The sequence below is a fragment of the Candidatus Babeliales bacterium genome, from assembly GCA_035455925.1.
Taxonomy (GTDB): Bacteria; Babelota; Babeliae; order Babelales; family Vermiphilaceae; genus SOIL31.
Genome location: DATIEE010000001.1, coordinates 1 through 15725, shown reverse-complemented (window position 1 = coordinate 15725; position 15725 = coordinate 1). Strand labels below are relative to the sequence as shown.

Annotated in this window: 18 protein-coding genes; 3 read left to right on the top strand and 15 right to left on the bottom strand. The window is 33.9% G+C overall.

Features of this window, described 5'->3' with window-relative positions:
• Together VLB80_00090 and VLB80_00085 are read right to left on the bottom strand one after the other, a co-directional pair.
• Window positions 1-826: hypothetical protein (locus tag VLB80_00090; GenBank protein HSC24603.1), on the bottom strand; the 826-nt coding region annotated here is incomplete at its 3' end.
• Window positions 827-846: 20 nt separating this feature from the next.
• Window positions 847-1551, bottom strand: coding sequence for a carbonic anhydrase (locus VLB80_00085; GenBank protein HSC24602.1), 705 nt, complete (start codon window positions 1549-1551; stop codon window positions 847-849).
• 319 nt (window positions 1552-1870) lie between these two features.
• Between VLB80_00085 and VLB80_00080 the strand changes: the two genes are divergently transcribed.
• Both VLB80_00080 and VLB80_00075 read left to right on the top strand, forming a co-directional pair.
• Window positions 1871-2899 (top strand): hypothetical protein, encoded by a 1029-nt coding sequence (locus tag VLB80_00080; GenBank protein HSC24601.1) that lies wholly within the window; start codon window positions 1871-1873, stop codon window positions 2897-2899.
• 148 nt (window positions 2900-3047) lie between these two features.
• A complete protein-coding gene (locus VLB80_00075) occupies window positions 3048-3980 on the top strand; it encodes a hypothetical protein (protein HSC24600.1) in 933 nt (310 codons plus the stop codon).
• A 34-nt stretch (window positions 3981-4014) separates the two neighbouring features.
• Here the strand turns inward: VLB80_00075 and VLB80_00070 are convergent, their stop codons facing one another.
• Genes VLB80_00070 through VLB80_00060 form a run of 3 tightly spaced genes read right to left on the bottom strand, consistent with a single transcriptional unit; the run spans window position 4015 to window position 7292 of the window.
• Window positions 4015-5022 carry a type I glyceraldehyde-3-phosphate dehydrogenase gene (locus VLB80_00070; GenBank protein HSC24599.1) on the bottom strand — a complete coding sequence of 336 codons (1008 nt, stop codon included), beginning with the start codon at window positions 5020-5022 and terminating at the stop codon, window positions 4015-4017.
• Between the two features lie 25 nt (window positions 5023-5047).
• Entirely contained in the window at window positions 5048-5872 is an 825-nt protein-coding gene (locus tag VLB80_00065; protein HSC24598.1) for a deoxyribonuclease IV, read from the bottom strand.
• A complete protein-coding gene (locus VLB80_00060; protein HSC24597.1) occupies window positions 5862-7292 on the bottom strand; it encodes a phosphomannomutase/phosphoglucomutase in 1431 nt (476 codons plus the stop codon). The genes VLB80_00065 and VLB80_00060 overlap by 11 nt, the downstream gene beginning before the upstream one ends.
• Before the next feature lie 132 nt (window positions 7293-7424).
• Here VLB80_00060 and VLB80_00055 point away from each other — a divergent pair, with 132 nt between their 5' ends.
• The gene (locus VLB80_00055) at window positions 7425-10136 is read left to right on the top strand and encodes an SMC family ATPase (GenBank protein HSC24596.1); all 2712 of its coding nucleotides are present in this window, start codon (window positions 7425-7427) and stop codon (window positions 10134-10136) included.
• 10 nt (window positions 10137-10146) lie between these two features.
• Here VLB80_00055 and VLB80_00050 read toward each other — a convergent pair whose 3' ends face one another.
• The 10 genes from VLB80_00050 to infA all read right to left on the bottom strand — a co-directional run bounded on the left by VLB80_00050 (window position 10147) and on the right by infA (window position 15681).
• A complete protein-coding gene (locus VLB80_00050) occupies window positions 10147-10599 on the bottom strand; it encodes a hypothetical protein (protein ID HSC24595.1) in 453 nt (150 codons plus the stop codon).
• A gap of 139 nt (window positions 10600-10738) precedes the next feature.
• Window positions 10739-12091, bottom strand: a complete 1353-nt coding sequence (locus tag VLB80_00045) for a hypothetical protein (protein ID HSC24594.1) — start codon at window positions 12089-12091, stop codon at window positions 10739-10741.
• Window positions 12092-12192: 101 nt separating this feature from the next.
• Window positions 12193-12459 carry a NifU family protein gene (locus tag VLB80_00040; protein ID HSC24593.1) on the bottom strand — a complete coding sequence of 89 codons (267 nt, stop codon included), beginning with the start codon at window positions 12457-12459 and terminating at the stop codon, window positions 12193-12195.
• Between the two features lies 1 nt (window position 12460).
• Window positions 12461-12817, bottom strand: coding sequence for a 50S ribosomal protein L17 (rplQ, locus tag VLB80_00035; GenBank protein ID HSC24592.1), 357 nt, complete (start codon window positions 12815-12817; stop codon window positions 12461-12463).
• Between the two features lie 29 nt (window positions 12818-12846).
• On the bottom strand, window positions 12847-13890 hold the full coding sequence (locus tag VLB80_00030) for a DNA-directed RNA polymerase subunit alpha (GenBank protein HSC24591.1): 1044 nt from the start codon (window positions 13888-13890) through the stop codon (window positions 12847-12849).
• Window positions 13891-13925: 35 nt separating this feature from the next.
• Window positions 13926-14477 carry a 30S ribosomal protein S4 gene (gene rpsD, locus VLB80_00025; GenBank protein HSC24590.1) on the bottom strand — a complete coding sequence of 184 codons (552 nt, stop codon included), beginning with the start codon at window positions 14475-14477 and terminating at the stop codon, window positions 13926-13928.
• A 37-nt stretch (window positions 14478-14514) separates the two neighbouring features.
• On the bottom strand, window positions 14515-14898 hold the full coding sequence (gene rpsK / locus VLB80_00020; protein ID HSC24589.1) for a 30S ribosomal protein S11: 384 nt from the start codon (window positions 14896-14898) through the stop codon (window positions 14515-14517).
• A gap of 24 nt (window positions 14899-14922) precedes the next feature.
• Window positions 14923-15306: a 30S ribosomal protein S13 gene (gene rpsM / locus VLB80_00015; protein HSC24588.1), complete on the bottom strand. Its 384-nt coding sequence runs from the start codon at window positions 15304-15306 to the stop codon at window positions 14923-14925.
• Between the two features lie 16 nt (window positions 15307-15322).
• Window positions 15323-15439: a 50S ribosomal protein L36 gene (gene rpmJ / locus VLB80_00010; protein HSC24587.1), complete on the bottom strand. Its 117-nt coding sequence runs from the start codon at window positions 15437-15439 to the stop codon at window positions 15323-15325.
• Window positions 15440-15456: 17 nt separating this feature from the next.
• Window positions 15457-15681, bottom strand: a complete 225-nt coding sequence (gene infA, locus VLB80_00005; GenBank protein HSC24586.1) for a translation initiation factor IF-1 — start codon at window positions 15679-15681, stop codon at window positions 15457-15459.
• Between the last annotated feature and the right edge of the window lie 44 nt (window positions 15682-15725).

Here is a 15725-nt window from a genome sequence, read left to right as displayed (position 1 = left end):
GAATGATAATCCATGAAACACCAAATTGACCAAGAAATCGTTGCGTAGAAAACCATAATGAAGGATAAAAAAATAATTGATTTCCTCCACTATTACCATCAATTACCCTATTGATTTTGTCACGCTGCTTATAAATTCCATCAAATTCTATCATGCCATTAAAAATCCAAGAATCTACTTTATAACATATATTTTTACTAATTCCTCCTTCATACAAAAATTGATTACCAAACTTGGTACCTTTGCGTGATGTTGTTAAATTTGCTCCTGAAGACACAAAGTAATACCAATCTTGTCCTGTATGGCTTGCAGTAAATCCGAAAAATACGGTAGTTGATCCACCACCAAGCCCAATTAACGGCTCCGTGTGAGCAGAGGATGTAGGTAATCCTATATTGCCAACTAAAGTAATTACATTTGCCATTATTGCTGTTTCTTTTGCATACACAACTCCTTCGCATTGTACAAGCAAATCTCCTATTCCTCGAGCTACATTATTGTTCAGCTGAAACTTCGTAGCAATCGGTAATTCAATAAAAAGAGATATAGTATCATTAATTCCATATATAACTGATGGAGCAACTTCTATAAAACTTTTTTTATGTGCCTTTAATTGATCAACGCGAGTCAACACAAGCCATTCACCTTTATCAACAATATTTTGTCCAAAAGCAATTAATGGACCTGGTTGTTGAGAGACTGGTAAAGAAAAATTACCAGTTTTTACTTGTACTATTTTTTCTTTAACCCATTTTACATTTTCTTTTCCCATAGCTAAAAAGGTAAATAGAAAGCTGAGACTAAGAACAAAATATTTTTTTTTCATTTTTTTTACCAAGCGATATGTTATAAACAGCAAATAGATTTCGCCTTTCCCGCCTTCATAGCTTTACTTACCGGTACTAACTTACCAGTCATCACGTCAAATATAAATCCATATATGGGAATATGTGCTGGAATTAATGGATGTTGACGAATTTTTTTGACATCTTCTAATACGGACCGAAAAAGACCGTTTTGAATAGTTAACCAATCAATGCACTGATAATTTACACAAGATTTTTTTCCACAGCAATATCTTACCTTTTTACATGCATATCTCTTACTAAGCGTAGGGACTTTAAGTGTAGCATTACAATAATCAATTTTTGTAACTTCATCTACATTCACATTGTCGTGTAATAATTCATGTATACTTTTATTAGTAAATCTTTGCATACCACAATCAGTATGATGAACTACAAAAAATTGATTTGTTGTTAATAACCTAGATGAAATAACCAATGACCTAATTGCATCGTCACTTGCCCGTCCGCCAGCATTTCTTATTAAATGAATATCTCCCGCTTCAAATCCCATAAATTCATTAGGCAAAAGACGAGCATCCATGCATGTCAACAACGCAGCACGCTTACGCGAAAAAGCATTTGGTTGTGCTTTATATGTACACGCATAAAGAGTATTTGCTGCAACAACTTCTTTATATAAATCGCTGCTATCCTTATTGATAACCTCTTGACTATCTTTTTGATAAGTTTTTGATGTAATCATGATCTAAATTTCCTAAAAAAGCCCATTGATATTTTCTCTAACTAAAGTATACTATCTATGATTATATTTAACAAAAAACTCAACTCACGAATTCAAAAAAAATACATTCTATGAAGAATATAAATGTATTTTTATATATTGCAATTATCACTTTTTTTATAACAATTACTCATTCGGAACTTTTTATTTTACTCTATAAGCGGAATTTATCACTTTGCTGCAACAATAACTTTAAAATCGATCTTGCTAAAATCAATATTTGTATATAAAATAAAAAAAAATCAAAAAAACTAAATTATACATTACCCGGTAAATATTAATGATTTTTTTATATTTCATAATTTTCACTTTTTTTACAACAGTTAACTATTATACATATAGCGCACAAAAACCTATCGATGTGATACATTCTCCAAATCAAAACTATAATCTAACTCGTGAAAATGATGATATTTTTTTTAAATCATTAGATTCTAAACAAAAAGAATTAACTAGCGTTAACACACAAAGAGAAATTAATGCGCAATTAATCTTTGAAGCATCTCAATTTAGCCCTGATAGCACAAAGATTTTATTACGAATAAAAGACAGTAATGACTATATAATCCTTGATAATAAATTCGAAATTATTACTGGTTGGAGTGGTCTTCAAGGTAATGCATATTTAACTAATAAACACCTACTTATAGAATATAACCAACAAAATAATCCTTTATCTAAACAAAATCTATTCTTGATTAAAAACATTGAAATATTACAAAAAAATCCTTCTACAATTCAAGATATTTTAAACGATGTGCGCACTATTGACCCCAAACACCTACCTCAAGACTCTGTACGCTTTGTATTAGAAAATCATCTTGCTTACGCCTTCAATCCTAATGACAGAAATGACGCAATTTGGTGCAAAAAAAGTGTTAGTAATAACACAATTGATGTTATTCTTACTAACATAGATAACGATAAGAATACTACATTAACTACATTGCCAACTGACGCTGAATTATCAATAGAAATTACAATTACATATAATCTAACTGATAAATGTTTTTCCCTAATACAAGAAGCAAAAAATATAGAAAATCAAACTGTTTTTTATGCTGATAATCGATTTAAAATTGATTCCCTAACAAATAAGTATATTCACGATCCACATATACCATATAATCCTGATCTGTTTAAGAATATTTCTCGAAAACAATCAACAAAACCCGATACTGTCAATTCTTCTACTTCTACTATTAATAAATCCCCTATTCTCGATACATACCAAACCTGGCTTAAGTGCTTAGGAATCACTGGTTGCATCGCTATTGTATTCTTACTATATCGATATATACAGCGTTAATTATTAATTTTATTATCTATTTTCCAAAAAATCCTTCATCCACAGCCAAAGAAACATACTTTTTACAAAACCACCTATTGACCTAATTTCTATTTGTGTTAAATTTAAAGCATAGAATAAATTAAACAAGCAAATAAGGATTATTACCATGATATATTTCCCACCACCGCCTCCGCCAGCACCTATCATTACCGTATGGATTCATGGAAGTAAATTATGGGTTCATGGAAATGGATTAAATGAATATTTGCCTAATTTTTTAGGAAAAATAGCTCATAATGTAACAAATGCATTGTCTGATCATAAACAAAACTTACATAAAATAACAAACGATGATACTCATTACTCATATTTACAAGCAAAAACATTGTCAACCATAGATCCTACTCAATTTAATCTTAACCATTTTTATACCTTTGGATGGTCGGGTAAACTTGATATTTGCTCAAGAAAACAAGCTGCATATGATCTTTTTTATGACCTTAAATTAGTAGTACAAAATTATCAAAAAACCTATGGCGTCAAACCTGACATTATACTTATTTCTCATAGTCATGGCGGTAACGTTCTTCTTCATTTGGCAGAGATAATTGATCCGGATGGATTTGAGCTTATTATCTCAAAGGCTATTTTACTTGCATGTCCCATCCAAAAACATACGTCTCATTTGATTAATGCACCACTATTTAAAAAAATTTATTCACTTCACTCACATGCTGATATTCTCCAAATCATTGATCTCCAAGGACTACATACCAAAAATAAGGTGACTAAACCATTATTTTCAGAACGTCACTTTAACCCCCATCCTAAACTCATACAAGCATCAATTTGCTGGAAAACATATCCTCTCTGGATTCCTGAAGATTATAGAACTGACGAAATAATTATAAAAAAAATAATATACTACCTCACGACTATTAGCTATATAAAAAAAAATCGTGGTCTTTTTCATATTGAGTTTTTATTGTTGCCTTTTATACGACAATTACCTATCATCATTAACCAACTTGATACTATTTTTGAAGACAGGAAAAACTACTCACACAATAAAAATAATATTATTACTATTGAATTATAAATTATTATGTTGATTCTGCGTAATTAAATAAAACTTATCCACTTACATATTCCAAAAAATCCTTCATACGCATACTGTATCCCCATTCATTGTCATACCAACCAAAAACTTGTCCCATTGTTCCATTAACGTTAGTTAAGAGACCATCAATAATGACTGAATGTGGATCACCATTAAAATCACTTGAAACAAGTGGCTCCATAGTTATTGCCAAAATATTTTTCATACCCTTGCGTGAAACATCAATAAATGCCTGATGAATCGATTCTAATGAAAGATCTTGTTTTGCTTCAAACACAAGATCAATTAATGATACTTTTCCCACAGGAACGCGCATGGCAACGGCAGAAACTTTACCTTCCAAGTGTGGTAAAATTTTTGCAAGCATTTTTGACGCTCCTGTAGTGCTTGGAATTATATTAAGCGCTGCTGCACGTGAAAAGCGTAAATCTCGTGCATCAACATCAAGTAATACTTGTGAATTAGTGTAAGCATGTGTTGTTGTCATACAACCACGAATAATAGTAAATGCATCATCCATCACTTTAAGTGTTGTCATGAATGCATTTGTTGTACAACTACCAAGTGACACTATTTTATGATATTCAGGATTAAATAATTGTTCATTAACCCCCGGAATGATTGCTATGTCTTCATTATGTGCAGGAGCTGATATCAACACTCTTTGAGCACCTGCGATGATATGTTTTTGTGCATCATTACGATCCGTAAAACGTCCTGTGCAATCAACAACCCAATCGATATGTAGATCATTCCATGGCAATTTTTCTGGATCCAGCTCTGCAATAATTTTTATATGATAGTCACCAATAATTAGTTCGTTATTTTCAACAGACACTGCTCCCTGAAAAGTTCCCATTAATGTATCATATTTAAACATGTGTGCAATATGTTCAGGATTTGAATTACCCACATTGATTGCAATAACGCGCATTTTTTCCTGTATATTTTTATCTTGCAACACACATCGTAAAAAAGAACGTCCGATCCTACCAAATCCACTAATTGCTATATGCATCATTACTATTCTCCTCAAAGATAATTAATTACCACGACCGAACTTTTTCCAACACCAATAATTCCTGCTCAACTGATAATTCAGGAAGCTCCATTAATAATGGTATATGACATAATTTTGGATGCATAACAAATCTTTTAAGCGCATCATCACCAATAACGCCCTGACCCACAATGACATGCCGATCAATATGAGACCCTAAACCCTCTACCGTATCATTCAAATGAATTAATCTAATACGTTCAATACCAATCGTTGCATCTAAAAAATCAATAAATGCATCCTGTTGTTCTTCTTGCACAATATCATACCCAAATGAATGGGCATGTGCTGTATCAATACAAAAGCCAATTCGTTCTGGATAATCAAGTTTTTCAAGCAACAGCTTAAAATCAAGAATATTACTACCTATCGCCAAATTAGCATGACAGGTATTTTCTAATAAAATTGCAATATCTCGGTCTCTTCTTAAAACAGTATTAAGCGAATATGCCAATTCATCAATTCCATCATTCTTATTTTTTGCCCCTTTTGCAGTCCCTGCATGTAATACAAGATGTGTAAACTCAAGTCGACGAGCAAATGCAATTTCACGTCGTAGTTGTGGATAACCATTATTACCCAGACTTGATAAATTAACCCAATATGATGCATGACAAAAAAGATCTGCAAATTGCGAGCGACGAACTTTCAAAAATTCATATACATCAACATCAGTAACGCGAATTAATTTTCCCGTTTCCTGAGGTACAAAAAAACATTGAAAAAAGGATAGATTTAAAAAATCTGCTCTTTCTAATAACTCTTTTAATGATGAACGCATACGAATATGTACACCAAGTCTATTTTTCATTATTAACTTCATTATTCATCTGAAACTGTTCGCGTAAATATTCATCATCAAAATAATGTGATAAAACGGTAACAAAATCTTCTTTTACATGTTGCAAATCCTCATGAGTATTTGCTTCAAAACGAATAGATAATACCGGTTGAGTATTCGACGCACGTATAATTCCCCATCCATAATCTGTTATTACTCGAACGCCATCAATAGCAATGATTTTCACATTTTTTTGCTGATAAAATAGATTTTTTATTTCATGTACAATAGCATGCTTATTTTCTTCATCACAAGCAATACGAAATTCTGGTGAAGTAACTTTTGCAGGAAATATCGCTAGCAATTGAGATAAATCTTTTTTTGTCTGTATAAGTAGTTCAATTAAGCGAAACATTGCATAAATACCATCGTCATACCCAAAATGACGATCTCTAAAAAAGAAATGCCCGCTTGTTTCGCCACCGAGCATTGCATTTTGTTGTTCCATGGTTTCTTTAATAATTGAACAACCCACTGGTGTTATCACCACCCGAGCGCCCCACGATTCAAGTAGTTCAGTAAGCCCTGCAGAACAGACAACATTATATACAACAACCATTGATGGGTACTGTTTAACCATAGGTTGAGCAAAAAGTGCAATAAGTTTGTCCCCTGATACTAACTCACCTTCTTTTGTCATCGCTCCCATGCGATCAGCATCGCCATCAAAGCCAATCCCAACAACTGCATCTGTAGTTCGCAAGCAATCTTGTACATCTCGCATATTTTTTATATGTGTCGGATCAGCCTCATGATTAGGAAATGTACCATCAACATCTGAATACAATAGTTGAATATTCTTCCACTCCATCATTGCAATAATTGTTGGCAACACAATACCGGCTGAACCATTACCACAATCAATAACTGCTTTAAGGTCACTACCTTTTAAATGATTAAATTTTTCTCTATGCCATGCTATATAATCTTGTTTCAGCGCATGCTCACTATATACACCATGAGCTATGGTACTACAATGTTTTTTTGCATAATATAATCTACCAATTTCTTTAATATCTTTACCCCATAAAGCATGGGTGCCTAAACATATCTTCATCCCATTATATTCTTTGGGATTATGAGAAGCGGTAACCATAATAGCCGCATCAATTTGCATAGTATTTGTTGCAAAATAAATCATTGGCGTAGTACAAACTCCCACAAAAACAACATCTAATCCGCTTTCAATTAGCGCACGACATAAATTATCTTTAATGATAGGTGAGTGTTGCCTTACATCCATTCCCACCGCTACTGTTTTTATTTTTTTATTTAATTGAACTAAATAAAAGGCTATCGCACAACCAAGATCATACACATCATCAATTATCAATTCATTATCAACAAGACCACGAATATCATATTCACGAAAAATTATTTCTTTCATCATCTCTATCTCCACATTAATGTTTTTATAGTCTTGTTTTTACTATACCTTTTGCTTGCTATTCTGACAATTGGCCTATGAAACAAATAAAGCTAGTGTTACACTAATCGCACATAATAACAGAGGATAATTACTATGATTCCACAAAAGCTACAAATTAAAAATTTTTTAAGCTACGGTCCAACATTACAAACGATTGATTTTACATCCTACTCACTCATTTGTCTCTCCGGTAAAAATGGGCATGGAAAATCAGCATTATTAGATGCAATGACATGGGCTCTGTGGGGTCAAGCACGAAAAGTATCTGGTGCAGCAAAGGCTGATCAAGGGTTACTACGATTAGGTCAAACAAAAATGCTCGTTGTTTTTGATTTCATTTTTAACAACAAAAAATATAGAGTTCGCCGCGAATATATGGAAACATACGGTAAACCAATAAACTCTCTTGAATTTGGAATAATAGATAGTCAATCCGAAACATTTATTCCACTTACTGATAAAACAATTAAAACTACGCAACAAAAGATTGAACAAACATTACGTCTTGATTTTGAATCATTTTCTAACTCAGCGTTTTTACGTCAAGGAAGCTCAAATGAATTTTCAAAAAAAACACCAAAGGACCGTAAACAAATTTTAGCAACCATTTTAGGTCTTAATCAATATGAAGTAATACGTACTTTAGCACTAGAAAAAATAAAAGATGCTTATACAAAAAAAACAGTTTTAATAACCCTACAAGAACAAAGAACACAGGAACTTACTGCTCAAGAAACAATTGCTATCGAATTTGCAAAGCTTACTCATGAATTAAGCATATTCGAACAAACAGAGAAAGAATGGATTACTGCTAATACACTTCATACAAATAATCGTATAGCTTATAATGAAAAACAACAGCTCTATAATAATTTTACATTTCAGGCCCAACAAATTAATGAACAGATTACATTACAAACGAAACAACTTAAAGAATTAATAACTGAATGGCGTATAATTAATAAAAAAAAACAAGATCTCCCTAACATTAATGATCTTGAATTAACAAAAAATAAAATAATTACTGCCATTACTCACCATCAACAGTTATTTCAAAAAAATCTTGAACAACGCGAAACGCTTCTTAATCTTACCAAACAAATCAATCATATTGAGCAACACCATAAAAATGAATATCTCAAAAAAAATAATATTTTACACCTTGCACTAGAACGATTAATCGCTGAAAAAAACAACTATCAAACATCGCTATTTACGCATGAAAAACATATACATCAATGTCAAGTGGATGATAGTGATATAGCCAAACAAATTATACAACATGAAGAAGAATTATCATTCATACAACAAAAAACAACTACAGTAGAACAACAAGAAGCACATCTTGAAAAACGCAAAGCTACCTATCAACATTTTGTCTCATTAGGCAACTGGATTAATAGTGAACTTAATAGTCTATCTAACAAAAAAAAACTTGTGCATGATGATGATCCAAGTTGTCCATTATGCGAACAAAACTTATCTGCTTCACGTAGACGTTTTCTAAAACTTAATTTTGAAAAACAAGAATCATTCCTAACACATCGCTTACGTCGACTAAAAAAAATCATCCCTACATTAAAAGAAATTCTCATCAATCAACATGCCCAGATCACTAAAGATAAAGAACAACTTCAACAAGCACTATCTTTAACCTTAAAAATTGCTGATTTAAACGCTACTCGCACAAAAATAGCTCATAATAGTGCAGAACTTATTACACAATGTGCACAGATAAGTAATCAAATCATCCTACAAACAAATGCTATTACCATCCACCAACAAAATATTACTTATCAAGAAGCCTATAGCAATCAAATAGAGGATAAAGAATATCAGGCTATTATCCAAAAAAAGCATCTCATAGAACAACACTTGCAAGAAAATATATATAATGAAGATAAGTACAAAAAAGACCAAGAAAAACTACAACTTATTGAACTTCAATTAGTTGATTATGAAACAGTTAACCAAGATATTGCACAACAAGGACAACGAAAAAATGAAATTAACAAACTGTGCGCTCTACTAAAAAATAATAAACTTGCACTACACACTATTGAAAATAATCGTATAAATTTAGGTAACCTCGACGCACAGCTACATACATTACAAAACAGAGAAAAAGAACTTGAATCACAACATATACTTCTCAAATCAAACAAAGAACGTCTTACGCACACCCAAGGTAGTATTGAAAACCAACAAAAGCACATGACAAAAATTAATAATGAATTTCAAAAGGAACAAGCTAATATTACTCGATTAAATACTATCATTGAAGATTACCAAACCATTGCAACAGCAACAGGAAAAGACGGCATTCAAGCATTACTCATTGAAGAAGCTATTCCAGAAATTGAGCAAGAAGCAAATTATCTATTATCACGCCTAACCAACAATCAAGCACAAATTTTTATTGAATCATTACGTGATTTAAAAAAAGGCGGCACTAAAGAAACATTAGATATTAAAATTTCTGATCAAGCAGGCATCAGACCGTATGAACTTTTTTCAGGCGGTGAAGCATTTCGTATCGATTTTGCACTACGCATAGCAATTTCAAAACTTCTTGCGCGACGTGCAGGCACAGCATTGCAAACACTTATTATTGACGAAGGATTTGGCTCTCAGGACGAAGAAGGTCTTGGACATATTATGGATGCTTTACATAAAATACAAGATGATTTTTCAAAAATTATTATCGTTTCTCACCTTCCAAACATGAAAGATCAGTTTCCCGTACAGTTTTTCATTGAAAAAGGAGTTCAAGGAAGCACTGTCAGCATTATCGAACAGGGATAAATAGCAAATTTCAATATGGCTGATGCGATTCTTTCTCTGCCAATGATGTTAAACGAGAAGCATTATCACTATCCGGCGCTTTCGATTCTTCATGTGCTGTTGATTGCGTATTATTAATAAGACCGCTACGCTGTTTTTTTTCTATATCCTCGGTTAAACGTGCATTATGAACCCCACCCGTCCGTTGTCGTTTTTCCACACTTTCAGTAAAATAAACATTATTAATAGCGCCGCCGCGTTCTCTTTCTTCATATCGTGAAGTCATCTGCGCATTATACGCAGACCCACCTTTGCGAGATATCTTTTCTTCTTCTTGTGTTAAGCTGGCATTGTTTATACCTCCACTACGAGCAAGAGCTTCTCGCTCTCCAGTTGATGGTTCTCGGCTCGCTAATTCACCTTTCACGTGTGAGTGCGTCACCACGGCTAATAAAGCAATAGAAATAATCAATTTATTTTTCATATTATTCTCATTTTTTATAAAAGCTAAGCGGTAATTTCTTTTTATCACCGCTTAGCTTTATTATTATTTACTTCTATACTCACACCTAAATTACACCAGCATATACTCAAATGTAATTACATACCGCGCACTATAATTATTAAAATTTTGACGTAACTGGTAGCGCTGATGGAGCTGATATTTGTATTTTAATTTGCTCAATTTTTTTTGCTTTTTTTTGCCTTACTTCTTGTGCTTGTTTTTCGCGTATTATTTCTCTATTCTTTGCTCTGTTATATTCTGATACTAAAGCTTGCGCTTCAATCAAAGCAGTTCCTCTTTCCAAATTTTGTATATATGAAATAAGATTTGTTGGATCATACCCATGTTTCTCTCGTATGTCAGTAATCATCTGAAAAAATTTATCTTCCTTTTCTTTTTCTTTCGGAATAGTCGCTATTTTCCCAGCTTTTTGATAACTCTCATTAAGCAATGCTTCATGAGCTTTTTTTGCTACTCCAAATTCATCTTGATGCATAGGGTATAACTCTGTTTGAGATCTTAATGCTTCAATCTTACTTGTATAATATGGATATGCTGCCTGATCATTCAATACTAGTGCTAATTGCTTTTTTATCTCATCTAAATAGGCTGCCTCGGATAAATTACCGGTTTTATAGGCATAATTTAATCGATCAAATGTATTTGATAACGTCAGTACCGCTGCAGACCCACCAAGTGCCCACAAAGCTGTGGCTGCAGCACTAGCCCCAGCAACCAAAGCACCAGAACCAGAAAAAAGAAGTGCTCCCGGTAAGAGATATTTCCAACCTCCCATACTAGATCCATATTCACCAACAGTACTCTCCCATGCGCTTGATGCCGCCTCTTTTGATTTTTCCCAAGCGCTTCCTAACTTACCTCCACCCCAATATAATAATGACTTTGCTCGATCTAATGCCCCTGAACCAACATCCTCTAACGTCAACAACTGTTCTTTTGTTAATGGTTGCTTCACTTCTTGCTGTTGTTGTAACATTTGATCAAGTGTTAATGATTGTTTCTTTTGTTGCCCTGGCTGCTGCTGTGGCTTTTGAAACAATTGTCCTTGCTTAACCTGCCATGCCTGATATTTTGGCGTGTACATATTAAGCAAATCATTCTCCTGTTGCGATGATAATTTAGACTTAATTTGATCATACTTTTCCTGTGTTTTCGCATCCCACGGCACTGACGCTTTCATTAATTCATCAACGGTTGTCGCAACTCGCTCTTTTGTTACAACTGGCAATTGTGGCTGTTGCTGTGGTATTTGTTGCTGTGGTATTTGTTGCTGTTGTTGTTGCGCTCCTTGCTGCTGAGAAGGATTTTTGCCTCGTCCGTTCACAAAACCAATAGCACATAACATTGCAACACATGTCATATATTTAAAAAGCTTCATACTCTTTTTTGTCTCACCACCCGTATCACGGAACGAACTGCAACTGACAATAAGGATTAATTTTTTTTTCATAACTCTTCCTTTATATAAACAAGTAATCAAATTAGACTTCAATTTGAATATATCAAAGGAGATCAAGAAAAGACAACAATCTAAAAAATTTATAAAAGAAATTAAAGATCGTCAATAGATACAACTGAATCGACACCAGGAACTTTTTCTTTAAGTTGAGCTTCAAGACCCATCTTAAGAGTAATAAATGAAATGGGGCAGCTTACGCATGCGCCGGATAATTGAACAAAGACCGTACTATTTTCAAATCGTATAAAATGAACATCCCCACCATCATTAATGATGGCAGGGCGTAATTCTTCAAGCACACGTTGTATATGCTCAACTGTTTCAGGGAAGGATAGCTGTTCAGAAGCTACTTTAGTCATTTTAAACCCATTCCAAACGAGCAACAGTTGCTGTATCGCTCATACGTTTACCAAGAGGAATAATTCGCGTATATCCACCTGGACGAGAAACATATTGTGGAGCAATTTCTTTAAATAGCTTAATAACTGCATCAACGTCATATGGTAATAATGCCTGCACACGACGACGAGCATTAAATGTATTACCTTCACGTGCAATAGTGACAGCGCGCTCAACAAGGCGTTTTGTCTCCTTAACGCGCGCCTTAGTTGAAACTAAATGTCCATAATTAATCAAATGTATTGCTTGATTACGGAGCATTGCCCTTCTATGAGGCGCCTTAAGGTTTAATTTTTTTCGACCATTCTGATGTACCATTTTCTTGTACCTTGCTTAAAACAGAAATATTATCCCTGACCTAAGATCTTCTTAACATTTTCTTCATTAATATTCATACCAAAAGAAAGACCAAATGCTTTCATACTTTCTTTGACTTCGTTTAATGATTTACGACCAAAGTTCTTAATTTTCAACGCATCGTCTTCAGCAACATTAACTAAGTCAATAACACGATTAATGCCCGCATTAATCAAGCAATTATGAGCTCGTACTGAAAGTTCTAATTCTTCAATTGGCTTTAATAGTAAATCAACTGGTACTCCTTTAAGACTTGAATCGTTAGTCTTTAACGGTACCTTCTCTATTTTCTCTTCTGGGAGACGAGATATTTCATTAAATGGAATCTCAGTACTTTCAAGAAAATGTTCAAGTTGTGTACGAAGAACTGAAACTGCATAATGCAATGCATCAACGGGGTTTTCAGAACCATTAGTATGAATGCGCAAAATTAATTTATCATAATCAATAGCATCGCCAACACGTGTTTTTTCAACATCAAACATAACTTTACGTATCGGAGAAAACATAGCATCCAAGTAAATTCTAAAATCATCTTGGTAAGGCTTATCTATCGGCCATTGAGCTTGTTGATATCCACGTCCGGATTCAACAAAAAATTCAATATCCAGTTCACCATCAAATGCAACATGCGCAAAAATATAATCTTTATTAACCAATTCAAGATGTTCATCTGCAATAATATCTTTAACAGATACTTCAGATTCACCTTTCTTAGTCAAACGCATTTTTCCGGGTTTACCTTCTCTATTGCGAATGATGATATTTTTTATATTAAGAACAATCTGCATAGCATCTTCAACAACACCTGGTATTGCTGAAAATTCATTATTAACACCTTTTATAATTATTGATGTTATTGCAGACCCTTCAACGCCACTAAGTAAAATTCTTCGTAACGAATTTCCAATCGTTATTCCAAAACCCGGTTCAAGCGGTTGAACTACTAATTCGCCGCAGGTTTCACTTAGCGTCTTTTTTTCCCATTTCAACTGTGGAATGATAAGTGGTTTGTATTCCCTATTCTTAGTCATTCAACCTCCTGCTTACCTGGACTTTCAACTATCTATTACTTCGAGTATAATTCTACAATCAAACGCTCTTCAATGGGCACTTGAATATCAGCACGAACTGGAAGACGAAGAACACGACCAACTCTGTCTTTTTTATCCAATTCCAACCAATCAGGAACCTTAATGCCAATCTTCATTCTCTTTTCAACAACATCCTTTAAAAATGTTTCCATTTTTATTACACGTTGTGAAAGCGAAATAACATCTTCAGATGACACTAAAAAAGATGGTGAATATACTTTTTTCCCATTGACTAAAACATGTCCATGAGTAATAATTTGACGTGCTTGCGTCCGTGTCGTAGCCATTTTTAATTTGTATACCGTATTATCTAGCCTGCGCTCAAGCAAACTTAACAAGTTCTCACCTGGACCACCATCTCGCTGTTTACTTGCTACTGCAAAAAAACGTTTAAATTGCCGCTCGCGCAATCCATACATTTCTTTAACTTTTTGTTTTTCTTGAAGTTGTTTTCCATATTCAGAAACTTTTCTTCGCGGAGCTTTTTGCTGCTGCTTTTCGGTTGATTCTTCTCTTACAACTGCCATGGCACCCTTATCTCACAAAAAATGATAAACTTTTTAATTATACACGTCGTTTTTTAGGAGCTCGGCAACCGTTATGTGGCAATGGTGTAACATCACGCAACATAGAAACAGTTATACCTGCAGATTGGAAAGCACGAACAACCGAATCTCTACCAGAACCCGGTCCCTGCATATTTATTTCCAAATTTTTAACTCCAACAATCTGCATTTCCTTTGCTAAAGTAGATGCAATCTGCGATGCCGCAAAAGGAGTACTTTTACGAGACCCTTTAAATCCTAAGCGCCCTGCGCTTGAACAAAATAAAACATCACCTTCCATTGTCGTAATCGAAACGATAGTATTGTTAAATGTTGATTTAACATGCGCAATGGCTGATGCTATTTTTTGTTTTTGTTTTTTTGGTTTCTTTTTATAAGCCATGTAATCAAAACCCCTACTGCATTATTATTTCTTAGTTACTTTACGCTTTAACGCTATTGGATTTTTCTTTGGACCCTTGCGCGTACGTGCATTCGTCTTTGTACGTTGACCACGAACAGGTAGCCCACGCTTATGGCGCAGCCCTCTATAAGAGCCAATTTCTTGCAAACGCTTAATATTCAACGTAATTTCTTTGCGCAATTCCCCTTCAACTTTATAATTGTCGGTTATCTCTTTTTGAATTGCCGCTATCTCAGTATCAGTTAAATCTTTTACTCGCGTATCGAAACTGATACCAACTTTAGTCAAAATATCTTGCGCACCCACAAGACCAATTCCAAAAATATACGGCAAACTATACTCTACTCGTTTATTTGCTGGTAAATTAACACCTTCAATTCTAGCCATACTCTATATTTCCTTATTAACCTTGTCGCTGCTTATGCTTAGGGCTCTTATTACAAATCACGCGCACAACACCTTTACGCTTAATAATACGACATTCATTACAAATAGCTTTAACTGATGTTCGAACCTTCATAATATAACCTTTTCCACCTAATCCTTATATCGCAACACAATTCTTCCACGTGTCAAATCGTACGGAGATAATTCTAACGCAACCCTATCACCGGGCAAAATGCGAATATAATGCATACGCATCTTACCTGACACATGCCCTAAAACTATATGCCCACCTTCAATCGCTACTCGAAACATTGCATTTGGTAAAGTCTCTTTCACAATTCCATCAACTCGTATTACTTCTTCTTTATTCTTCATGCAATACTCACATTGCTTTGCTGTTCAAAATTTTTACCTGTTAA